Source organism: Nocardia sp. NPDC051570 (assembly GCF_044454005.1).
Classification (GTDB): domain Bacteria; phylum Actinomycetota; class Actinomycetes; order Mycobacteriales; family Mycobacteriaceae; genus Nocardia.
The window spans coordinates 20,303-42,181 of record NZ_JBITDI010000034.1 but is presented as its reverse complement, the minus strand read 5'-3'; the positions used below and the strand labels follow the sequence as shown (position 1 = coordinate 42,181).

Below are 21,879 nucleotides of genomic sequence, written 5' to 3'. Positions count from 1 at the left end.
CGGTGATTACCGCGGATTTCCCAGCATGGGTGTGATCAGTCCGGATTCGTAAGCCGCCACGACCGCTTGGGCGCGGCTGGTGAGGCCCAGCTTGCTCATCACGCGTTTGAGGTGGGTTTTGACGGTGGCTTCGCTGAGAAACAGTCGCTGGGCGATCTGATCGTTGGACAACCCATTGCCGACCAGGCCCAGCACTTCGGTTTCGCGAGCGGTCAATTCGTTCAGCCGAGGTCTGGTCGTGGTTCGGTGGAGGTGGGCGTAGGCCTCGATCAGTCGCCGGGTGATGGCGGGGGCGATGAGGATATCGCCGCCGGCGACGGCGCGGACGGCGGTGAGGATCCGGTCCGGTGGGGTGTCTTTGAGCAGGAATCCGGACGCTCCGGCACTGAGTGCGTTATAGACGTATTCGTCGAGGTCGAAGGTGGTGAGCACGACCACGCGAGGCGGATTGTCGCCGGCATCGGCGAGAATCCGCTCGGTGGCGGCGATTCCGTCCAGGACGGGCATCCTGATATCCATCAGAATCACATCGGGTTTCGTGCTGGCGGCGAGTTCGACGGCTTGGGCGCCATCGGCCGCCTCGCCGACGATCTCGAATCCGGATGCGCCCCGCAGGAACAGGGCGTGCAGACCCGCGCGCAGCAGCGCCTGGTCGTCGGCGATGAGTAGGCGGATGGTCACTGAACTCCATTCATCGGTAATCGCGGAAGTACCGCGAAACCGCGGTCGTCGCGGGGCTCGATGAGCTCGGTGAGTTGGGCCAGGCCGGGTTGCGGGCTGTAGTCCGGTTTTCCGTCCGGATCGACGCGCAGCAGGTCGAGCAAGCGTCGCATTTCGGCGAGTGCCGCACGGCTGGAGTCGCCGACCGCGGCGAGTGCTTCCCGCGCGGCGGGTAGGTCGGTGTCGAGCACATATCCGGCGACTCCGGCCTGGAGCGAGATGACCGACATGTGGTGGGCGACAATGTCATGCAGTTCGCGGGCGATACGTACTCGCTCCTCGACCGCGGCCCGCGCGGCCTGTTCGGCGAGCCGTTCATTGCGCAGTGACCAGCGCCGGAAGCTGTCGCCCAATGCCCAGGCGGCAAGGGTCTGCCCCACCGCATTGATGACATCCAGCGATCGCAGATCGGCCACCGTGGGGATGTTGGAGATCAACACCGCGGTCAGCACGCACGCCCAGGTGACCGCCGCCACGCGCTGGGACCGATGCCTGGCCACGGCGAACATGCCGGCCAGCAGCCCGAGGCCGGACACCAGGAAATCGTCGTAACCCAGCAGTGAATAAGCGACCATCGCACCGCCGATGACCAGCATGGTCATCACCGGCGCATAACGACGCAGCACGATCGGCGCGGTGGACAGTATCGTCAGCGCCAGCGCGAGCCAGTTGGTTCGGTCGGCGGGGTGCATGCCCGCGACGGTCCATACCGTCAGCACTACGGCCAGTAGCGTATCGATCAGGAGGGGCGGCAGATTCGGAAATGGCCGCAGGTGTGCCCGCACCGGCCCACGATATCGGGCGGATCGGCGCTGGTCGTCGCCCGTGTGCGGGATCTCTCGCTACCCATATCGGATGAATCGGACTACCCCGAGGGGGGTATGCGGTAGCCCGCGTCAGGGCATTGTGCGGTCATCGAGGATCGGCGCCAGCACGTCGGTTGGTTCGCCACCGCCGCACCAGCGGCCGCCGCTGAATGCGTTCGCGGGACCGGTAATTCAGGAACTCGGTGCTGCGGTCAGGTCGTAGATAGTGGTGCCGCCCACCGTTGTCGAGGCGAAGTGGGTCTTGACCCAGGTCGTGATCTGACCCGCGGTATTGTCCGTTCCCGCATCGGGACCATGATCGGGGCCGTCGCTCTCGATGAAGTAACGGATATCGCCGTCGGCCACGTACCGCTGGAACTGTTGCAGCGTCGGTGCGGGGTCCGCGCCGGTGAAGCCACCGATCGCCATGACCGATTTCCCGGTGTCCAACTCCAGGTCCGTGGCGCCGTGTGAGCCGACCGCGGCCGCGGCCCACCGAGAATTGGTGGCCCGCAACAAGGTTTCCAGTGCGCTATCGGAGCTCGTGTCGCCGCCCGGGCCACCGGGCATCCCCGCATTCGAGCGACCGGTGCTCGGACCCGAGATGGGTATCGACCCGGTATGCGGCTGTGCGGCGGTATCGATCGCGTAGACCGCGGTGCCACCGAGACCGAACAGCAGTCCGGCGGCCGCGAGCACGACGGTGAGCTTGCCCAGCTGGTGGCCGCCGACGATCAGCACCGAGGCGACCGCGACGGCGCCGATCAGCAATACCCAGCGCAGCCACGGCAGCCATTCCGGCGTGCGATCCAACAGGATGAAGTTCCAGATACCGGTCGCCGCCGACATCGCACCCAGCACGGCCCGGGCGGGCAGATACTCTCTGCCGCGCCACAATTCGCGCACCGTGATCGCCATGACCGCCGCGAGCGCCGGGGCCAGCGCCACGGTGTAGTACGGGTGGATGGTGCCGCTCATATAGCTGAACACCACTCCGGTCGTCACCAGCCAGCCGCCCCACAGCAGCAGCCCGGCACGAGCGCGGTGGCCCGAACGGCTGAACCACAGACCGGCGACCAATCCGATCAGCGCCGCGGGCAGCAGCCAGGAGATCTCGGTGCCCATCGAGTCGCCGAACAGCCGGGTGATCCCGGTGCTGCCGCCGAATGCCGCGTTCGCGCCGCCGCCACCCGGACCACCACCACCGTTGCCCGCGCCGCCGACGATGCGGGCGAGGCCGTTGTAGCCGAGCGCCAGTTCCCACAGGCTGTTGTTCGTGGAGCCGCCGATATACGGCCGCGACGCCGCGGGCCACAGGCTGACCAGCGCGACCAGCCAGCCGCCGGAGACGACCATGGCGAGGCAGGCGATGGCGAGCTTGCCGATCCGTTTCCAGAAGCCGCCCGGCGCGGCGATCAGGAACACCACCGCGAAGGCGGGGAGCACCAGGAACGCCTGCAGCAGTTTGGTGAGGAAGGCGAATCCGACTGCCGTCCCGGCCCATACGAGCCAGCCCGTGCGGCCCGACTCGGTGGCGCGCACCACGCAGTACGCGGCCGCGACCAGCAGCAGCACCAGCAGCGCGTCCGGATTGTCGAACCGGAACATCAGCGCCGCAACGGGAGTCAGCGCGAGGATGGCACCGGCGAGCAGGCCCGCGCCGTGGCCGCTCCACCGTTTCACCGCGCCGTACAGCAGCGCCGCCGACGCGACGCCCATCAGCGCCTGCGGGACCAGCAGCGACCAGGAGCCGAACCCGAACAGTCTGCCGGACAATGCCATCACCCAGATGGCCGCCGGTGGCTTGTCGACGGTGATCGCATTGCCCGAGTCCAGCGAACCGAACAGCAGTGCCTTCCAGCTCTGGGTACCCGCCTGCACGGCGGCGGCGTAGAAGTCGTTGGCCCAGCCGGAGGCGCTCAGGCCCCACAGATACAGCACCGCGGTGCCGATCAGCAGTGCCAGCAAACTTGGTCGGGCCCAGCGTGGTTGGGCCGACGAGCCGAACAGTACGCGGGTCGCCCATGAGCCGGGGTTGCTCGGTGTGGCAGGTATGGAGCCGTCACCGGGCGCGGGAGACGAAGACGCCGGGTGCGCGGGGGACGTGGGAACTGTTGTGGACATGGCTCTTCTCAGGGTCGACGGAGTCTTGATCAGCGGGGACGGCGCGAGCGGAAGACCCAGCCGCGCAACAGGACGAAACGCACTGCCGTCGCGACGAGATTCGCGGGCACCAGCACCACGAGTTCGATACCGTGGCGTTGATCGGTCACGCTGTGCAGCAGGAGCAGCGATCCGCTGGTGACGGCCAGGCCGATTCCGAACACCACGAGACCCTCGAACTGGTGGCGCACCGCCCCGGCCCGCCCCCGGATCCCGAAGGTGAACCGGCGATTGGCCGCGGTGTTCGCGATCGTGGTCGTCGACAGCGCGACCAGATTCGCGCCCTGCGCGCCCAGCCAGCCATGCAGCGCCACGAACAGCAGCAGATAGGCCAGCGTGCTGGCGACGCCGACCGCGGCGAACCGGACCGCTTGGCGCAGTAGCGAACTCGGCGCGGCAGGTGCGGCGGGGGCGAGCTGCTCGGCGATGGTGTTGACCGGGATCGCGCCGGTGGCGAATCCCTTCAGCAGCCGTGCGATTCCCAACAGATCGGCCGTGGCCGTGGCGAGGATGTCGACCCGGCTGTCCGGATCGTCCACCCAGTCCACCGGCACCTCGTAGATCCGCATACCGCTGCGCTCAGCGAGTACCAGCAGTTCGGTGTCGAAGAACCATCCGGTGTCCACGACATGCGGCAGCAGCCGCCGCGCGGCATCGGACCGGATGGCCTTGAAACCGCACTGCGCATCGGAGAATCCGGCTGCGAGAGTGGATTTCAGGATCAGGTTGTAACAGCGGGAGATGATCTCCCGCTTCGGCCCCCGCACCACCCGCGAGCCGCGTCCCAGCCGAGTACCGATGGCGAGATCGGAGTGGCCGGAGATCAGCGGCGCCACCAGCGGAGCCAAGGCGGCGAGATCGGTGGACAGGTCCACATCCATATAGGCCAGCACCGGAGCGTCCGAGGCCGACCACACGGCATGCAAGGCGCGGCCGCGGCCCTTCTGCTCCATCCGCACCCAACGGACCTCGGCGAACCTCTCGGTCAGCGCCGCGGCGATCACGGGGGTGCGGTCGGTGCTGGCATTATCGGCGATGGTGATCCGGAACCAGTAGGGGAAGGTCGCGCTGAGGTGGCGGTGCAGGCGGAGAATCGAATCCGCCAGGGCCGCTTGTTCGTTGTAGACCGGGACCACCACGTCCAGCACCGGGACGCCGCGGGCCGCCGCGTAGGCCACGGCGTTCGGCCGGGATTCGAAGGTGTTCCGTGGGCCGGTGGTAGTTGTCATACCGTCGATGGTTGTGGCGGCGGCTAGGTCTGCCGTTGGTCCTCGCTGTGAGGTGGATATGTGCCCGGCAATCGCACGGTGAACTCGGTGCGGCCCGCGACGCTGTGCACCTCGATGGTTCCGCCGTGCGCCTTGACCACCGCGGCGACGATGGCCAGCCCCAGACCGGTGCTGCCCGTGCGCCGCGACCGCGACGAGTCGCCGCGGGCGAACCGCTCGAAGATCTCCGGCTGCAATTCGGCGGGGATGCCGGGGCCGTCGTCGATCACCCGCCACGTCGCGCCACCGGAGGCATCCGCCGCCAGCGCGGTGGTGACCGATGTCCCCGGGCCGGTGTGGGTCCGGGCATTGGCCAGCAGATTGCCCAACACCTGATGCAGCCGTGCCGCGTCACCGGGCACCAGCACGGGGTCGGCGGGCAGATCGAGGTTCCAGCGGTGATCGGGGCCGGCGGCGTGCGCATCGCTGACCGCGTCCACGGTCAGTCTCGACAGATCGACGGGTCGCTGTTCCAGCGGCCGGCCCGAGTCCAGGCGGGCCAGCAGCAGCATGTCCTCGACCAGGTGTGTCATTCGACCGGCCTCCGATTCCACCCGCCCCAGCGCGTGCGCCACGGTCGCGGGGACCTCGCTCCGATTGCGTTGTGCGAGTTCGGCATAGCCGCGGATCGCGGTGAGCGGAGTACGCAACTCGTGACTGGCGTCGGCGAGGAACTGCCGGACCCGGGTCTCGCTGGCCTGGCGCGAGGCGAGCGCATCGGTGATGTGATCGAGCATCCGGTTGAGCGCCGAACCCAGCCTGCCCACCTCGGTGCGCGGGGTGGCGTCCTCGGCCGGAACCCGCACCGGCAGTGTCACTTCGCCCCGATCCAACGTCAGATCGGCGACCCGGGCCGCGGTGGCCGCGAGCCGGTTCAGCGGGGCGAGCGCCCGGTGGACGATGAACATGCCCGCCGACGCCGCCGCGATCAGGGCGACCACCGTGACGGCCACCAGGACCAGCACCAGCCGGACCAAGGTCGCATCCACGTCCGCCAGCGGCATACCGACGACGATGGTCTCGCCCTGCGGATCCTGTGCACCGACGAGGCGATAGCGGCCCATACCGTCGATCGCGCGCGTCACCGGCCCGCCGCCCACCGGCACCGCGGCGATTTCCGCATTTGCCTTGTCCGACAACGACTCTCGGGAATCGCTCGAATTCAAGATGGCACCGGCGGTGACCCGGCCGCCCTCGACGACGGCGCCGATGGTCCCGATCGGCTGACCCGGCCGCCCGAGGAATTCGGGCCCCGGGCCGGTCACCGGGTCCGGCGGTGGCGGTGGCGGTGGACGTAGCGGCGGATGCAGCGGAGGACCCTGATCAAGATAGGAGTCGCGCACCGTCCGCTGCATGATATCGACCAGCTGACTGTCCAGCCGGCTCGTCAGAAACTGTTGCAGCGCAAGCTCGGTCGCGATTCCGATACCGGCACACACCACCGCGAGCAGCAGTACCTGACCGACCAGCAGCCGGGCCCGCAACGACCACGGCCGAGGCAACCAGGTCCGGCGGCGCGGCCCCCCGGCCACGTCAGGGTGCGGGCTTGAGGACATAGCCCGCACCGCGCAGGGTGTGGATCATGGGTTCGCGACCGCTGTCGATCTTTCTCCGGAGATACGAGATGTAGAGTTCGACGATGTTGGAGCGGCCGCCGAAGTCGTAGCGCCACACCCGATCCAGAATCTGCGCCTTGCTCAGCACCCGCTTGGGGTTGCGCATGAAGTATCGGAGCAGCTCGAATTCGGTCGAGGTCAACGTGATCGGCTGCCCGGCGCGTGTTACCTCATGACTGTCCTCGTCGAGCACCAGATCGCCGACCACGATCCGGGCGCCGCTGTCTTCGGTGGTAATCCCGGTGCGCCGCAACAGCGCACGCAGCCGCAGGATCACCTCTTCGATGCTGAACGGCTTGGTGACGTAGTCGTCGCCGCCCGCGGTCAGCCCGGCGATGCGATCCTCCACCGAATCCTTCGCGGTCAACAGCAGGACCGGCAGATCCGGCATCTGCGCCCGCAACCGGCCCAAGACCTCGAGCCCGGTCATATCCGGCAGCATCACATCCAGCACCACCACGTCCGGCCGCATCGCACGCGCCGTGGTCACCGCGGTCGCACCGTCACTCGCCGTCGTGACGTCCCACCCCTCGTACCGCAAGGCCATCGACACCATTTCGGCCAGCACCGATTCATCGTCGACGACGAGCACAGTGATGGGCGCACCATCGGCGCGGCGCATCACGACACGTTCGATGGGGAGCCCGGCATTTCCTGCGCTCATGGTGGACATCCTCGCATCGTGCACAGGCGGACTAGGGCTCGGCTGTGCCGTAGCTATGTAATTGCTGTGTGCCGTCGACGAGAAATGGCGCTTATCCGATGCACAGCCTGGACATAGTCGCCGCCCATCCCCCGACGTTTGACTACTTCCCAGGTCAGATCGAGTCCGTGACCGACCGGGCGCAGTCCCGATTCACGAACGAAGGGTTCGCAGCTGTTGCGCGTTCGGTGTGTTTTGGTGTGTGTAAGTAGGTTCTACCTATGGTGTGAGCCTGGCGGGTTGGGCGGTGTCGGTTGGGGGTGGGCCGGCATACGGCGTACCGCTGGTATCGGGAGGGGACGTTACCGGTGCTGGCGGAGAGCGGGTGGGGTGGCTGATTGTGGTGTGTCCGGTCGCGGCCTCTGAGCCGGGTGTGGCGGTGTTGTATGCGCGGGTGTCGAGCCATGACCAGCGCGCCGATCTGGATCGGCAGGTGGCAGGGCTGACGGCGTGGGCAACGACGACCGGTGTCACCGTCGGCCGGGTCGGGTGCGAGGTCGGGTCCGGGGTGAACGGGAAACGACCGACACTGCGGCGCATCTTGTCGGACCCGGATGCGAGAGTGATCGTCGTGGAGTATCGGGATCGGCTGGCACGCTTCGGGGTCGAGCATCTCGAGGCCGCCCTGTCGGCGCAGGGCCGCCGCATCGTGGTCGCCGACGCGGGCGAGACGACCGACGATCTGGTGCGCGACATGATCGAGGTGCTCACCTCGATGTGTGCGCGGCTGTACGGGCGCCGCGGTGCGCGGAACAGAGCACTGCGCGCGGTCACCGCCACCAAGCACGTCGATGAGCGGGTTCCGGCGTGAGCGGCGAGCCGGTCCGAGTGCTGCGCGCCTACAGGTTCGCGCTCGACCCGACGCCGGGCCAGGTCGAAGCATTGCGATCGCATTGCGGTGCACAACGTTTCGCCTACAACTGGGGCCTGGGGGTGATCAAGGCGAACCTCGGACAGCGAGCTGCGGAGGACTCCTATGATGTTCCCGATGATGAGCGCACGCCGCCGCTGAACTGGTCGGCGTATTCGTTGCGCAAAACCTGGAACAGGGTGAAAGACGAGGTTGCGCCGTGGTGGAGTGAGAACTCGAAAGAGGCGTATTCCAGCGGGTTGGCGAATCTGGCTGCGGGACTGGCGAATTGGTCGGGTTCGAAGAAAGGTGACCGCAAAGGCAAGCCGATTCGGTTTCCCCGGTTCAAGGGCAGGAAGACCACCTTGTCGTGTCGTTTCACCACCGGCGCGTTCGGGTTGGTCGATGCGGACCGGCGACACGTGAAACTCCCCCGGATCGGAGTCGTCCGCACACTCGAATCGACCCGCAAACTGGCCCGCCACATCGAGCGTGGCACCGCTCGGATCCGGTCGGCCACCCTCTCGCACCGGCGAGGCCGCTGGTTCGTGTCCTTCTCCGTGGAAGTCGATCACCCGGCGCGGAGCGGCGCCGCCCGGCCGAGCCTCACTGCCGCGGTGGGTGTCGATCTGGGGATCGCACATTTGGCGGTGCTGTCGAGGCCGGTCGCCGGCGTCTCCGACGAGCACGGGATGGTCGCCAACCCCAAGCACCTCGACCACGCTCACCGGGCGTTGCGTCGACTGCAACGCCGAGCTGCTCGCCCCCGCGGACCGGACAAACGCACCGCCGCGACCCCGTCGAAACGCTGGGAAGCCACCCACGCGAAGGTGAACCGGCTGCACACGCGGGTGGCCAACGCTCGCGCCGACAGCCTGCACCGGCTCACCACCGGGCTCGCCGAGCAATCCGGGCCGGTCGTGGTCGAAGACCTCAACGTCGCAGGGATGCTGCGTAACCGGCGCTTGGCCAGGCATATCGCCGACACCGGATGGGGCGAGCTGCGCCGCCAACTCGAATACAAGACCGCCTGGCGTGGCGGCACCCTGATCGTGGCGGACCGGTGGTTTCCGTCGTCGAAGACATGCTCGAACCCAGCTTGTGGCGCGGTGAAAGCCAAACTGCGTCTATCCCAACGTATCTACCGTTGCGACCAATGCGGACTCACCCTGGATCGCGACGTCAACGCCGCCCGTTGCCTTGCCGCGCTCGCGGCAAGCGTCGACAGTGGTGCGTCCTCCCCGAGTTGCGGGGCGACGGAAAACGAGCCCGATGGAAACCCACATAAGTCCAACCTGGTTGGCAGCGGGTACCGCCACGGGAAGACCCACGCGGTCAACGTCGCGTAGCAATACGACGACTGCCGAAGAGCGTGCAACCACAACACACTCAACGGCAACGGTCCCAACCAGATGACGAAGAACACCGCACGCACACGAACCGCCGCCAAGATCGCCATCGCGGGCGCACTCCTGGCCGTCCCGGCGGCACTCGTCGCGGCCCCGCCACGGCCGCACCCGCCCACACCCAGATCGCACTGGACCGCGACCACGGCCCCCAGCCGGGCCCCGACCAACACCCCGGCCCCGCAGCCCGCTCCGGGCCCGCAGCCCGGCCCGTTCCCGCTGCCGCCCTTCGGCAGCGCGTAACCGGACCTCACGAGATGGCCTCTCGCCTCCGGGGGGCCATCTCGATCCACTCGGCCAGCACCTCGATCCATGGCCCGAACTCACCTGAGCCGCAATACGATCCAGAGTCTCGTCCAAACCACCCCAGCGTTCCCCTCCTCCGGATACACCGCCACCCGATCCGACAAGCGAAAGTAGCCAGGCCCCTACAACTGCCTAGCCCTGGCGATCGCGCCACTCCAGAAAGGCCGGACTCCGGCCCACCGCAGCCTCGTACACCTGTTCCGCCGCGCCGATCAACTTCGGTACGAGCCCGGCGAACGGACCGTACTTCTGCCAGATCAGCGCATGGCTCTCCCACAGCGGATTGCCCGCCAGGGGCCGCACCGCGATCCGGGGAGTCACCCGGAACGTGGCCTGTCCCAGACCGATCGCCTGACCGCTGCTGATCAGGTCTGTCAGGCTGCCCGCCTCGGCCTCGTAGCAGACGCGCGGTGTGAACCCGGCAGCACGGCAGGCCACTGTGACGTACTCACGGAACCTGTTGTCGTCCGGCGGTTCCAAGGCCCAATCCCCCTGCGCGAGTGCGGCGAGTGGAACCTCGGACCACTGCGCCGCAGGGTGATCGCAGGGCAGCAATACGAACACCGGTTCGGTGGCTATGACGTGCCGTTGCACATCGGGCTTCACCCACAACTCGTAGCCTGGAAATTCCAGAATCGCCGCCAACTCCAAACGACCCCCCGCCACCAGGTCGGCCAGCACCGTATTCGACGGTTCGGAGAGCAATCTGACATCGGCCGCGGGGAGTAACCGCCGCAGGGGCGGCAGCAGCCCCGCCGCCAACGGCCCGAGCACCGCGCCGTAGCGGATCCGACTGGGGTGCTCACATCCGGCGGCCTCACGAAGGGCGTCGCTGTTGAGCCCATCCAGTGCGGGCAGTACCGCACGGGCCCTGGACAACACATGTTCGCCGAGTGGGGTCGGCACCGACCCGTTGCCGCTCCTGGTGAACAGCGGACCACCCAGCCCCTGCTCGAGGCGTTGCAGCTGCCTGGTCAAAGCCGGCTGCAACATGCCCAGCGCTGCCGCCGCCTTGGTCAGACTGCCGTGCTCCGCGATGGCACAGAGCATCCGCAGATGTCGTACCTCCAACTCCATACCGGGATGTTAGGGCAGATTGTTCGAAATCCCCTGCCGGACAGGTCATTTACCGACGCCGCGCTGCCGCCGTCGACGACCGCGGGAATTCATGGTCATGCCGTGATGGCATGACGAGATGGGATTGGGCATCAGGCTGCCGGGGGCAACACACTCTAGATGTATCGCAAACAATCTCCCGCAGGTGGCGGACCCGATTCGCGGCGGATTTCGGCGCCGTGGCGCGGTGATCACGTTCTCGCCGTGAGCCATTCGGCCACGGGGCCTGTGGCTGTCTCTTCCGCGAAGGGGAAATCCATGGCAGAGCCTCTGGCCGTGATGGAGGACGACGCGCCCACCGAGCTGGCGGTGGGCGCGGACACACTGACAGTCACCGAGACCGTATGTGTAGCAAGGAATCCCGATACTTGGATCGCCACGCTACCCGACGGCGCCGTCGCTCGGATGGATGATTCGGTCGGGCTCAAACACCGGCTCATCGCCAGCGGCCAGCCCATCTACGGTGTCACCACCGGATTCGGCGACAGCTGTATTCGGCAGATCAGTCCGGACAAAGCGATCGAGTTGCAACGCAATCTCGTCAACTATCACCTCAACGGATCCGGGCCTGCCGCACCCTCCGAGGTGGTGCGCGCCACGATGCTGGTGCGTGCCAACTGCCTGGCTCGCGGCTACTCCAGCGTGCGGCCGGAAGTGGTACGGCTGCTCCTGGACTGCCTGAATGCCGATATCCTGCCCGTCATTCCGGAGCGGGGATCGGTGGGCGCCAGCGGTGATCTGGTTCCCCTGTGCTACCTGGCGAATCTGCTCACCGGCGCGGGACAGGCCCGATTCCGGGGCGCGCTGTGGCCGACCGAACGCGCATTGGCACAGGCCGGGTTGCGGCCGGTTGTCTTGGAGGCCAAGGAAGCCCTGGCGCTGATCAACGGCACGTCGTTCATGTCCGGATTCGCCGTGCTCGCCGCCGAGGATGCCGCCGAGCTGGCCACGGCGGCCGATGTGTGCACCGCGCTGGCGGTCGAGGTGCTGCGCGGCAACCGTGGTCATTTCGATGCGGTGATCCATGCGCAGAAGCGACATCCCGGCCAAATGCGCAGCGCGGCAAGGATTCGCGCATTGCTGGCGGGGTCCGAGTTGTCCCGCAACCATCCGCAGGTGCTGGCGGCCAATCCAGAGCTCGGCGAACACGGGTACGTCCAGCTCACTCATCCCATTCAGGATCGCTACTCGCTGCGTTGCGCGCCGCATGTCACGGGCGTGCTGTGGGACACCTTGGACTGGGTGCGGCCCTGGCTGCAGACCGAGATCAACTCGACCAACGACAATCCGCTGTTCGACGTGGACACCCAGAACGTGTACAACGGCGGGAACTTCTACGGTGGTCACGTCGGACAGGCGATGGACAGCCTCAAGATCGCGGTGGCCAGCGTGGGCGATCTCTTGGATCGGCAACTCGCGCTCGTCGTCGACGAGAAGTTCAACCGCGGCCTGACCCCCAATCTCATTCCCCGGTTCGCCGACGACGATTACCAGGCGGGACTGCACCACGGGTTCAAAGGTATGCAGCTGGCTTGTTCCGCGCTGGCCGCCGAGGCGCTCAAACTCGCCACGCCCGCGACGACGTTCTCCCGGTCCACCGAGGCGCATAACCAGGACAAGGTCAGCATGGGCACGATCGCCGCTCGCGACGCGCGGACAATCGTCGAGCTGGTGCAGAACATCACCGCGATCCATCTCGCCGCCTTGTGCCAGGCCGCCGAGTTGCGCGGGGCCGATCAGCTCGGCCGCGGCACGCTGGCAGCGTTTCGTACGGTGCGCAAACACATCGCGTTCCTGGACGCCGATCGGCAGATGGACTCCGATATCGCGACCCTGGTCGAACTCATCCGATCCGGTGAGCTGCGCCGCGTCTGCGTCGAGGAGGTCTGAATGCTTTCGACCGAGCGGAACGAAAGACTGACACGGTTCGACGCGGGCACTCCGATGGGCGAGCTGCTGCGGCGCTACTGGTGGCCGGTCGCCATCTCCGCGGACCTGCCGCGACACGACCTGCGCAAGGTACGTCTCCTCGGCGAGAACCTGGTCCTCTACCGGCTCGCCCGCGGCGATGTCCATCTGCTGGAGGATCGGTGCCCACACCGTGGCGCCGCACTCTCCTACGGAATCGTGGAGGACAACGGACTGCGCTGCCCCTACCACGGGTGGCTATTCGACGGCGCCGGAGCATGTTTGGAACAACCCGGCGAACCCGACGGGTCCACCTTCGCTCACCGAGTCGAGGCCAAGGCTTATCCCGCACGGGAATTGGGCGGTCTGGTATTCGCTTACCTGGGCCCGGACCCGGTGCCGACGCTGCCCCGCTATGACCTGTTCTGCTGGGACGACGCCATCCGCGATATCGGATTCGCCGTCGTGCCATGCAATTTCGTGCAGATCATGGAGAACGCGGTCGACCTGGACCACGTGGCCTGGCTGCACGGGAGGTACAGCGAATGGATGGCCGGTCGGGGGCACGCGGTGCGCATCCCCGCGACATTCGCCAAGCTCAACCGCGAAGTAGCCTTCGAGGAGTTCGAACACGGCATCCTCATGCGCCGTCAACTCCACGGCCAGAACACCGACGCGGACGACTGGTCGGTCGGGCACCCACTGGTCTTTCCCCATATGCTCCGGCTCGGAGGCGGCGGTAGCTCGCACTACCACCTGCGAGTGCCCATCGACAATGAGAACACCTGGGTGCTGTGGTACACCGCCTGGCGCCCCGGTGGTCTCCCGGTCCCCGAACCCGGCCCGATCACCTCCTTCGAGGTTCCGTGGCGGTGGCCGGGCGGCGAGCACCGGGTCGATCACGTCGAAGGCCAGGACATCATGGCCTGGGTAACCCAGGGCCGCATCGCCGACCGCTCCCTCGAGCATCTCGGAACCGTCGACCGCGGTGTGATCCTGTTGCGCCGCATGTACTTCCAGGCAATGACCGACGTTGCGGAAGGCCGTGATCCGCTCGGGGTACGGCGGGGCGGCGACGATGTCATCGACATCCCGCAGGAGAACGAGAAGTTCGGATCCGGCATCAACTTCGTCCGCGATTTCCTCACCGCGGCCTACCCCCGGTTCAGTCCCCGGCGCATCGAGATCGCCCGCCGCTACACCGAAGTGGGGTTGGACCTCGGCTTGAACCTCACCGATCCCGACCGTGCGGGGGCAGCCTCGTGAACACGCCGGTGCACTGCCCGTGGTGCGGGCATCCATACCCCGATTCGGCACTGGTCCAAGAGTTTTGGGCCCGAGACGAGCGGTGGTTCTGCTGCTGGTGTGCCGAGTGCGGACGGTCCTCGGACATCGGTGTCGTCGATCGCGTGATCATCTCCGAGGCGGTGCACGTATGACCGGCGATCCCCCGCAGCTGACACCGTCCGGACACGCGGACCCGTTCACCCGACGCCACGCACTGGCGGTGCGCCCGTGGCCGGATCTGGTCTACAGCATGCCGGAACTGCGATATCCGCAGCGGTTCAACGCTGCCACCGTACTGCTGGACGGCACCGGCGCGCGGCTCGGGCACGACCGCCGCGCGGTGGTCACCGACTCGGCGATATGGACCTACGCGGACCTACTGGGCCGCGTTCACCAGATCGCGCACGTGCTCCACCACGACCTCCACGTCGTACCCGGCAACCGGGTGCTGCTCACCGGCTCGAACTCACCCTGGTTCATCGCCTGCCTGCTGGCCGTTCTCGAGGCGGGCGCGGTCGCGGTGCCGCTGCCGCCGATGCTGCGTACTCATGAGCTGAACTCGATGATCAACGCGGTCGAACCATCTGCGGCACTGTGCGATTCCGGCAATCTACACACGATGACCGGCACCGGCCTGCCTGCCCTCGGATACGGCACCGGGGAGACAGACGATCTGTACCGGCGCGCCGCCCGGCACCCCACCCACTGCCCGCGAGTGGATCTCGCAGGCGACGATGTCGCACTCATCCTGTTCAGTTCGGGCACCACCGGAAACCCGAAGCCCTCCATGCATTTCCATCGTGACCTGCTGGCGGTCGGGGATACCGTGGGCCGCCATCTGCTGCGATTGCGGCCGGACGACCTCGTGGCCTGCAATCGGAGCATGGCCTTGACCTACGGTCTCGGCGGGCTCGTCCTGTCACCGTTGCGGTTCGGCTCCGCCGCCCTGCTGCCCGAAGATACCGGTCCCGAATCACTGTTCGAGGCGATCGCCCGTCACCGGGCAGACCTGGTGCTCACCACACCGTCGGGCTACCGCGCCGCGGTACCCGCCTCGGAAACGCTGCGGACTCTTCGTCGTTGCGTGTCCGGGGGTGAACGACTCGACGAATCCCTGTGGCGCACTTGGCATGACAGGACCGGACGAAAGATCATCGACATCATGGGTGCGACCGAGCTGACCAACGGCGTACTCGGCGCCACCGAGGATCGAATCCGCCCCGGCTCCACCGGATTACCCATTCCCGGCTACCAGGTCCAAGTAATAGACGCGGACGGCCATCCGTGCCCAGTCGGGCACATCGGACAGCTCGCGGTGCGCGGCCCCACCGGATGCCGCTATCTGGCACACCCACGCCAAGCCACCGCCATCCACGACGGCTGGACACTGACCGGCGATCTCTGCCGACGCGACCACGACGGCTACTTCTGGATGCGCGGCCGCACCGACGACGCAATCAGCATCGACGGATACAACGTCGTGCCAGCCGAAGTGGAGGCAGTACTCCTGAGCCATCCCACCGTCATCGACGCCGCCGTCGTCGGATACACGAAGCCATCCGGAAACGCGGCACTGGCGGCCTACGTGGTACTCGCCACGGACACGGTCGCCACCCACGCGATCACCGACCTCACCAACCTGCTGACCGATCGACTCTCGGCCTACGAACACCCGAGCGCCGTCCTGATACTGCCCTCGCTCCCCCGCACGACAACGGGAAAGACCGACAGAGCCGAATTGCGCCGCCGGGCCGAACAACCCGATTCGACATCCGATCGACCCGCACCGGCAGACCTCTACGTCCACGACACCTCGTGCGAGTTGGGTTGACCGGCAACGAATTTCAGAGCGTGGAGTAGTCGCCATAGAAGGCTTACATCATGTCTTCGATTTCACCCGCGATCGGGTCGGCATCGGTACCGACGACAACTTGGATAGCGGTGCCCATCTTGACAACACCATGGGCTCCCGCCGCTTTCAGTGCGGCCTCGTCGATCAGGTCAGGGTCGACGACCTCGACGCGGAGCGTGGTGATGTCGCCCTCGACCTCTTCGATGTTGTCGATCCCGCCGAGCCCGGCGACGATCTTCTCAGCCTTGGATGCCATGCTGCACCTCCGGTGGTTGGTCCATCGACGGTCGCAGTGACCGGCCTTTCGAGGCTAACTCGCACCCGGACGCCGGATGTCAGAATCCGTTGATATCAAACATCTTCGGAGCGCCCGACACATGCCGACTATATGACGCCTCCTGTTATAGGCCGACTCTCCGCGCCGTCTTCGGCTGCGTATCGCAGCACCAGCCGTTCGAACGCGCGGGCCGCCGCGCCGACCGTACGGGCCTGGGGCATGGCCAGTGAAATGGGCCAATCCAGGTCGAAGCCGGCCACTGGAATCGCCGTCAGCTCGTCGTCGAGTGCGACCACCGACCGTGGTAGCAGCGCGACCCCGAGCCGCTGCCGAACGAAGTCCGCACCGGCCTCGATATCGGTGATCTCGATGGCGACGTGTCGCTGGATTCCGGCCGCCGCGAACGCTCGCTCGGTGATCTCGCGGTTGCCGTATCCGCGGGGGAAGTCGATGAAGGATTCGTCCGCCAGCTCCGCCGGTGTCACCTCGCTTCGTTCGGCGAGGCGATGCTCGCGAGGCACCACGAGATCCAAAGGCGTGGAGGCCAAATGCCGCAGGGACACCGCGGCCGATATAGGCCCCGGCAGTGAGACGAAGGCGGCGTCGAGCCGTCCCGCGACCAGCTCGGCGACGAGCCCCGGCGACCCCGAGCCCGACGTCATCAGTCCTATTCGCACGGCAGGGTAGCCACGATGGAAAGCGCCGAGCAGTGCGGGTAGATCGATCAGGCCCAGAGAGCTCATCGTGCCGATGCGGAGAGTGCCCTGAAGTCCGCCGTGCACCGCGTGTACCGAATCGCGGGCGTCTCGTGCGCTGTCGAGCACTCGCCGTGCTTGCGGAAGCAACTCCGTTCCGGCTTCGGTGAGAACCACTCGCCGCGTCGTGCGAACCAGCAGCGCGGTCCCCAGATCACGTTCGAGTGCGGCGATCGTGGCCGAAACCGTTGATTGAACGACATGTAACCGCGCCGCGGCGGCGGTAAAGCCACCTTCGTCCACCACGGCGACGAAACACTCGAGCTGTCGGAGCTCCACGGCCGAATCATCGCATAGGCCGATCAATGAGATCGGAAATCCTCGTTGGATCAGATCATTCGGGCGAGGGCAAGCTGGGGGACGAGTTTCTGTTTCCCAAACCCGAGGAGTGCCATGACAATTCACGCCGAAAGGTCGACGACCACGTTGATCACCGGTTCTCGCGGCGGCATCGGCGCCGGTCTCGTGCGTCGCCTGCACGCCTCGGGCCGAGATGTTCGCGCGGCAAGTCGCGCCCCGGCGCGGACCACACTGCCCCGAGGCGTCCGGACCGTGGCACTCGACCTGGCCGACCCGACGACCTTCCCCGCGGCGCTCGCGGGCGTCACCGATATGTTCCTCTATGCCGAACCCACCGGGATCGACGCGTTGCTGAAGGTCGCGGTCGACGCCGGTGCGCGGCGGGTGGTGTTGCTCTCCTCGGACTCGGTCGAGCGGCCCGGCGCCGACAACGATGCCCTGGCACGCCATCATCTGATGGTCGAACACGCGCTGCGCGACTCACCGCTCACCACGACCGTGTTGCGGCCCGGCGGGTTCGCGACCATGACCCTGGGCTGGGCGCAGGCCATCCGCCGTGGAGATGCGGTCGAGCAGCTGTATCCGGATGCGGCACTGGATGTTCTCCACCCGGCCGACATCGTCGACGTCGCGGAGTTGGCACTGACCACCGGTGAACTCGACGGCGCGACAGTCCCCCTCGGCGGACCCGAGACCCTCACCTTCAAAGACCAAGCCGATACGCTGGCCGAGTTGCTCGGACGCAAGGTCGAACTGCGTGAACCGACCCGAGCTCGGATGGCCGAGCAGATGAGCAGCCATATACCTCCCGCATTCGTCGACGCCGTCCTGAATTACTGGGCCCAGCTGAGCAACGACCGAACCGGTCCACTCCGCTCCGCCGAGCGGTTCACCGGCCGCGCCGGGCGCACGTTCCGGCAGTGGGCAACCGAAAACCTCCACTCCTTCCGCAACGTCGCCGAAGGACCCGGCCGCGCCTAAACCGAGGCGAGATGTGCTGCGGCGCAGAACGTCCGCTCTTGCCGAGAAGCGGACATCCGACCGGACACGAGCTTCTGACTCCGACACAGACAACCCATCAGCGCCGGTGGCGTGGGTTCTTCGCAGGCACGGGGCGCGTCGAACGAAACCGAGTTGAAGTACTGAGAGATTGCCTGAAAGATGTTCGTACGCATGCGGATTGGCTCGTACAGCAGTTCGCTGCGCTCCCATCCGGGGGAACTCCATTGCTAGAGAGGTAATTTCACGTGTTCGAATCGAACAGGGCAGCCGCGGCCGTGGCGACGCTCGGTGCGCTCGCGGCATCGATCGCGTTCGCTGCGCCTCAGGCGGGGGCGGCCGTCACGAGCATCCATGTCGAGAGTGGGCAGAGCTTCGGTAGCTCGGCGGACACCCGCGGCACCGGCTGCTCCTACCCGGTCACCGTGACCACGGAACCAGGCAGGGAGGTGTTCTTCATCGACCAGATCGGCGATGACCGGGCCACCGCGGACTACCGTCAATTCCATCCGGCCGATGTGCTCGCGGACGCGTCCGGAACGGCACGCACCACATGGACCCCCGACAGGAAGGGGCAGCACAAGCTCGTGGTGGTCGAGGTCCTGTCGGATGACGATTTCGATGCCTACTCCCTCCACACTCCACTGACCGTCGGAACCGGTATCACTCTCGGCCCCGCCTGCGCCGTACTGCCGTAACCACTTCGCCGCAGACCGGTGTGCTGCCCTCGGCTCGGACGCCAGGCAGCACCCGGTCTGCCCCGGGACCGCCATCACCCCTGACTGTCACGAGGCCCGATCGCTCCAGCCACATGCCGATGTGCGGTCGAATCGTGCAACGCGACGCTGTGGCCGTGCATGGGTCCACGTGCCGCCGACGGCGAAGCTTCTGTGCGGTCGCCGGTACGGCGGGCGATAGCGAGGCCGGGTCATGCGACCAGGCGCAGCCAGGCTGCGGCGAGTGCGGTGTGACCGGCCCGGCGTCGGACTGGATGTTTTCGAGAACTCCTGCACCGCCCTGGCGCGATACTTGCGGCGTGCCTGCGCGGTCACCCGGAAGCGGTGAGGATTCTCCTGCTGGGTGCCGGGGCGGAATCGCCTCCAGGGAGCGTACTGTCGAGACAACGAGACCGCCGAGGTCTTGCAAACGAAGGACGTCCCAGTTGTCCGACAAATCTCCGCGTAGCACGATGTCCAAGAAGCAGGGGAAATCCCTCAAGGAGAAACGAGCCGAGAAGAAGGCCAAGTCGGCCAGCGGACAAGCCGGCGTTGAGGCCCTGGAGAACAGGGACAAGAAGCGCAAATAGGCTGAGGCGGTTGGCCTCACGGAGTACATCTCCGATCCTGGGTCTTTCACACCTGCAGTTCGAGGCGTTGCTGCCCGCTGCGCAAGATTCTGCTCGCCGAGAAGCCAACTGCCACAGAGTCTGCTGCTGATGATCTCGTATATCGCGTAGACATCGTTGCCATGCATTGGATGGGGAGTTCCGAAAACCAGAGTACGAATCAGCTCCCGCTTGATGCGGCGTAGTCGCCGAGGGGAAGGATGATCACTGATAGCGACCAGCCTGACCGAGGGGTCGCGCTTGGGGCGTGCCGATGCTGGGGCACCTGGTCGCCCTGAGCAGAAACCCTCTGAGCTTCGTGTCGACGCTGCCCGCCCATGGCGATGTGCGGGCAGTCGATACACCGAGATCGACTGCGGCGCAGAACGTCCGGTAGTAGCCGAATGTCGCGCATTCGGCCGGACGGCCGTGGTCGGCCTGAGCGGGTTAGCGTTCAGGCCATGGATCTCCTGCTTCGGCGTGCCGAGAACACCGATGCCGCCGACATTGCTGACGTGTGGCTGCGATCCTTTGCCGCAGCGCTGCCGACGGTCGGACGTGGGCACACAGATGATGCCGTTCGGCGCTGGTTCTCCGAAGTGGTTGTGCCTCAGCACGAAACCTGGGTTGCAGTTGCCGACGGTATAGTCCGCGGGCTCCTTGTGCTCGATGCTGCCGAAGTCGAACAGCTCTATCTGGAACCGTCCTGGAGGGGTTGTGGCCTCGGGGACCGGTTCATCGATTTGGCCAAGCGATTGAGACCGAACAGGTTGGGGTTGTGGACATTCCAGGTCAACGAACCAGCGCGACGATTTTACGAGCGGCACGGATTCGTCGAGGTCGACCGGACGGACGGCTCGCGCAACGAGGAGCGTGAGCCAGACGTCCGCCTGGTATGGCGGCCATGAACTACGTCGCGAACAGCCCTGCCATCTCGAGGCTTCGAACACACTCATCTGCCGCGACCCGCGCTGACCGAAGCGGCCAGCGCGGGACCTCGGAAGATCAACGGGCTGATGCCATCTCAGGCACCGCACGGCTGCGGATCGGAACCTCCACGCTGTTGCCGATTCTTCGGCTTCGATCCGCTGAACGATGGACGGCTGCCGAGTAGTCCATCATGCGGGGCTGTGTGCTCGCTCCCGGGCGAAGACCCTTCGTACGGACAGTTTCAAGGCGTCGGGGTTGATGCGGTCGGGATAGCGGGCGAGCATCGCCTCGATGAGTTCGGCTGGGTCGCCGGCCTTGTCGAGCAGCCGGTCGAAATCGGTGAGGTAGGCGCGGGTGTCGGCGATTGCCTGTGGCGAGTCTTGCGCGCCCGGTGCTTTGTGGCCGGCGACGACTCGTTTCGGATGCAGGGCTTCGACCTGGTCGACTGCCGAGATCCACTGTTGCCGTGTGGCCCTGCTGGTTTGGGCGAGGTATTGGTGTACGCCGTTGTAGATGATGTCGCCCGCGACGACGAGGTCGAGCGAGGGTACGTGCAGGAAGGTGGTGTCGTGGGTGTCGCTGTAGCCTGCCTCGACGGCGCGTAGTTCGTGTCCTTCGAGGTCGATCACTCCGTCGGTCAGCGGTTGGGCCACCTGAAGGTTGTCCGGGAGTTGGCCGGGGAAGGTCTTTCCCCAAAATGCTTGGAAGAATTCGGGTTCCAGCTCTTGGTGCATGTGCGCGATGGTGCCGGGGGTGGCGACGGCGCGGGCGCCGGGGAATCGCTGCAGTAGTGGTGTCATGCCGAAGAAGTGGTCGCCGTGGCCGTGGGTGAGGTAGATGGTGGTGAGGTTCTTTCCCGAGGCCTCGATCCAGTCGCCCAGGTCCCGGGCTTGATCCTCGGTCAGGAAGGCGTCGACCAGGACCGCGTCGCGTGTACCGGAGATCAGTGTGGCCGACATGGGTGACCAGATCGAGCTCTCCCCGGGGATGCCGGTCTCCGCCGGGATCGTAGGAGTGACGAAAACCTCTGCTGACAAAGCGCTTTCAGACATGATCAAGCTCCTGCTCAGAAGTGGGGTTGATAGCTCACCTTTACCCGGTCGCCCTCCTTCGATCTGTTCACGGCATTTCTCCTCCTCGACCAGACTGGGCCGAAGTAGGGATGCACTCTTTTGAGACACTCTCAGTATATTGTCTCAGCTGAGACATTCGATGTGTTGTGCCTCACTCGGGAGTTTCCGGCTCGTCCGCTATCCACCGACCCGCGCAAACGGCGCGTTCCGCATGTTCGGG

Annotated in this window: 18 protein-coding genes and 1 pseudogene; 9 read left to right on the top strand and 10 right to left on the bottom strand. The window is 66.4% G+C overall.

The genetic code is table 11. The features are described from left to right. Window positions 1-6: 6 nt before the first annotated feature. The 6 genes from ACIA76_RS41925 to ACIA76_RS41900 form a co-directional block, all read right to left on the bottom strand. Window positions 7-681, bottom strand: coding sequence for a response regulator (locus ACIA76_RS41925; protein WP_397160888.1), 675 nt, complete (start codon window positions 679-681; stop codon window positions 7-9). Beyond that, a complete protein-coding gene (locus tag ACIA76_RS41920; protein WP_397160886.1) occupies window positions 678-1,505 on the bottom strand; it encodes a sensor histidine kinase in 828 nt (275 codons plus the stop codon). Before ACIA76_RS41920 ends, ACIA76_RS41925 begins: the two co-directional genes overlap by 4 nt. A gap of 213 nt (window positions 1,506-1,718) precedes the next feature. Then, window positions 1,719-3,650, bottom strand: a complete 1,932-nt coding sequence (locus ACIA76_RS41915) for an ArnT family glycosyltransferase (RefSeq protein WP_397160884.1) — start codon at window positions 3,648-3,650, stop codon at window positions 1,719-1,721. Window positions 3,651-3,679: 29 nt separating this feature from the next. Further along, a complete protein-coding gene (locus tag ACIA76_RS41910; protein ID WP_397160882.1) occupies window positions 3,680-4,918 on the bottom strand; it encodes a glycosyltransferase in 1,239 nt (412 codons plus the stop codon). A 23-nt stretch (window positions 4,919-4,941) separates the two neighbouring features. Then, on the bottom strand, window positions 4,942-6,513 hold the full coding sequence (locus ACIA76_RS41905) for a sensor histidine kinase (protein WP_397160881.1): 1,572 nt from the start codon (window positions 6,511-6,513) through the stop codon (window positions 4,942-4,944). Then, window positions 6,491-7,195 carry a response regulator transcription factor gene (locus tag ACIA76_RS41900; RefSeq protein ID WP_397160902.1) on the bottom strand — a complete coding sequence of 235 codons (705 nt, stop codon included), beginning with the start codon at window positions 7,193-7,195 and terminating at the stop codon, window positions 6,491-6,493. The genes ACIA76_RS41905 and ACIA76_RS41900 overlap by 23 nt, the downstream gene beginning before the upstream one ends. A gap of 307 nt (window positions 7,196-7,502) precedes the next feature. On the opposite strand from ACIA76_RS41900, the pseudogene ACIA76_RS41895 reads away from it, so the two are divergent. The 3 genes and pseudogenes from ACIA76_RS41895 to ACIA76_RS41885 all read left to right on the top strand — a co-directional run bounded on the left by ACIA76_RS41895 (window position 7,503) and on the right by ACIA76_RS41885 (window position 9,775). After that, window positions 7,503-8,087: pseudogene (locus ACIA76_RS41895) on the top strand (IS607 family transposase). Then, complete coding sequence (gene tnpB / locus ACIA76_RS41890) at window positions 8,084-9,475, top strand: IS607 family element RNA-guided endonuclease TnpB (RefSeq protein WP_397160879.1); 1,392 nt, start codon at window positions 8,084-8,086, stop codon at window positions 9,473-9,475. Before ACIA76_RS41895 ends, tnpB begins: the two are co-directional and overlap by 4 nt. Before the next feature lie 63 nt (window positions 9,476-9,538). After that, window positions 9,539-9,775 (top strand): hypothetical protein, encoded by a 237-nt coding sequence (locus tag ACIA76_RS41885; RefSeq protein WP_397160877.1) that lies wholly within the window; start codon window positions 9,539-9,541, stop codon window positions 9,773-9,775. A gap of 195 nt (window positions 9,776-9,970) precedes the next feature. Here ACIA76_RS41885 and ACIA76_RS41880 read toward each other — a convergent pair whose 3' ends face one another. Continuing rightward, the gene (locus tag ACIA76_RS41880) at window positions 9,971-10,915 is read right to left on the bottom strand and encodes a LysR family transcriptional regulator (RefSeq protein WP_397160875.1); all 945 of its coding nucleotides are present in this window, start codon (window positions 10,913-10,915) and stop codon (window positions 9,971-9,973) included. A 297-nt stretch (window positions 10,916-11,212) separates the two neighbouring features. On the opposite strand from ACIA76_RS41880, the gene ACIA76_RS41875 reads away from it, so the two are divergent. The 3 genes from ACIA76_RS41875 to ACIA76_RS41865 all read left to right on the top strand — a co-directional run bounded on the left by ACIA76_RS41875 (window position 11,213) and on the right by ACIA76_RS41865 (window position 15,980). Next, complete coding sequence (locus ACIA76_RS41875) at window positions 11,213-12,844, top strand: aromatic amino acid lyase (RefSeq protein WP_397160873.1); 1,632 nt, start codon at window positions 11,213-11,215, stop codon at window positions 12,842-12,844. After that, on the top strand, window positions 12,845-14,128 hold the full coding sequence (locus ACIA76_RS41870; RefSeq protein ID WP_397160871.1) for a Rieske 2Fe-2S domain-containing protein: 1,284 nt from the start codon (window positions 12,845-12,847) through the stop codon (window positions 14,126-14,128). Window positions 14,129-14,297: 169 nt separating this feature from the next. After that, complete coding sequence (locus tag ACIA76_RS41865) at window positions 14,298-15,980, top strand: AMP-binding protein (protein WP_397160870.1); 1,683 nt, start codon at window positions 14,298-14,300, stop codon at window positions 15,978-15,980. A 43-nt stretch (window positions 15,981-16,023) separates the two neighbouring features. Here the strand turns inward: ACIA76_RS41865 and ACIA76_RS41860 are convergent, their stop codons facing one another. Together ACIA76_RS41860 and ACIA76_RS41855 are read right to left on the bottom strand one after the other, a co-directional pair. Then, window positions 16,024-16,257, bottom strand: a complete 234-nt coding sequence (locus ACIA76_RS41860; protein WP_397160868.1) for a PTS transporter subunit EIIB — start codon at window positions 16,255-16,257, stop codon at window positions 16,024-16,026. Between the two features lie 128 nt (window positions 16,258-16,385). Continuing rightward, window positions 16,386-17,312 (bottom strand): LysR family transcriptional regulator, encoded by a 927-nt coding sequence (locus tag ACIA76_RS41855; RefSeq protein ID WP_397160866.1) that lies wholly within the window; start codon window positions 17,310-17,312, stop codon window positions 16,386-16,388. Between the two features lie 114 nt (window positions 17,313-17,426). Between ACIA76_RS41855 and ACIA76_RS41850 the strand changes: the two genes are divergently transcribed. The 3 genes from ACIA76_RS41850 (at window position 17,427) to ACIA76_RS41840 (ending at window position 20,564) form a co-directional block, all read left to right on the top strand. Beyond that, window positions 17,427-18,314 (top strand): NAD(P)H-binding protein, encoded by an 888-nt coding sequence (locus ACIA76_RS41850; protein ID WP_397160864.1) that lies wholly within the window; start codon window positions 17,427-17,429, stop codon window positions 18,312-18,314. A 266-nt stretch (window positions 18,315-18,580) separates the two neighbouring features. After that, a complete protein-coding gene (locus ACIA76_RS41845; protein WP_397160862.1) occupies window positions 18,581-19,030 on the top strand; it encodes a hypothetical protein in 450 nt (149 codons plus the stop codon). A 1,087-nt stretch (window positions 19,031-20,117) separates the two neighbouring features. Beyond that, window positions 20,118-20,564, top strand: coding sequence for a GNAT family N-acetyltransferase (locus ACIA76_RS41840; protein WP_397160861.1), 447 nt, complete (start codon window positions 20,118-20,120; stop codon window positions 20,562-20,564). A 210-nt stretch (window positions 20,565-20,774) separates the two neighbouring features. On the opposite strand, the gene ACIA76_RS41835 is transcribed toward ACIA76_RS41840, so the two are convergent. Beyond that, window positions 20,775-21,638: an MBL fold metallo-hydrolase gene (locus ACIA76_RS41835; RefSeq protein ID WP_397160859.1), complete on the bottom strand. Its 864-nt coding sequence runs from the start codon at window positions 21,636-21,638 to the stop codon at window positions 20,775-20,777. Window positions 21,639-21,879 lie beyond the last annotated feature (241 nt).

Excerpts from the sequence above, each read along its gene's own strand:
- ACIA76_RS41915 (WP_397160884.1), bottom strand. The coding sequence starts at position 3,650 with ATGTCCACAACAGTTCCCACGTCCCCCGCGCACCCGGCGTCTTCGTCT.
- ACIA76_RS41910 (WP_397160882.1), bottom strand. The coding sequence starts at position 4,918 with ATGACAACTACCACCGGCCCACGGAACACCTTCGAATCCCGGCCGAAC.
- ACIA76_RS41905 (WP_397160881.1), bottom strand. The coding sequence starts at position 6,513 with ATGTCCTCAAGCCCGCACCCTGACGTGGCCGGGGGGCCGCGCCGCCGG.
- ACIA76_RS41900 (WP_397160902.1), bottom strand. The coding sequence starts at position 7,195 with ATGCGCCGCGCCGATGGTGCGCCCATCACTGTGCTCGTCGTCGACGAT.
- ACIA76_RS41885 (WP_397160877.1), top strand. The coding sequence starts at position 9,539 with ATGACGAAGAACACCGCACGCACACGAACCGCCGCCAAGATCGCCATC.
- ACIA76_RS41880 (WP_397160875.1), bottom strand. The coding sequence starts at position 10,915 with ATGGAGTTGGAGGTACGACATCTGCGGATGCTCTGTGCCATCGCGGAG.
- ACIA76_RS41875 (WP_397160873.1), top strand. The coding sequence starts at position 11,213 with ATGGCAGAGCCTCTGGCCGTGATGGAGGACGACGCGCCCACCGAGCTG.
- ACIA76_RS41870 (WP_397160871.1), top strand. The coding sequence starts at position 12,845 with ATGCTTTCGACCGAGCGGAACGAAAGACTGACACGGTTCGACGCGGGC.
- ACIA76_RS41865 (WP_397160870.1), top strand. The coding sequence starts at position 14,298 with ATGACCGGCGATCCCCCGCAGCTGACACCGTCCGGACACGCGGACCCG.
- ACIA76_RS41860 (WP_397160868.1), bottom strand. The coding sequence starts at position 16,257 with ATGGCATCCAAGGCTGAGAAGATCGTCGCCGGGCTCGGCGGGATCGAC.
- ACIA76_RS41850 (WP_397160864.1), top strand. The coding sequence starts at position 17,427 with ATGACAATTCACGCCGAAAGGTCGACGACCACGTTGATCACCGGTTCT.
- ACIA76_RS41840 (WP_397160861.1), top strand. The coding sequence starts at position 20,118 with ATGGATCTCCTGCTTCGGCGTGCCGAGAACACCGATGCCGCCGACATT.
- ACIA76_RS41835 (WP_397160859.1), bottom strand. The coding sequence starts at position 21,638 with ATGTCTGAAAGCGCTTTGTCAGCAGAGGTTTTCGTCACTCCTACGATC.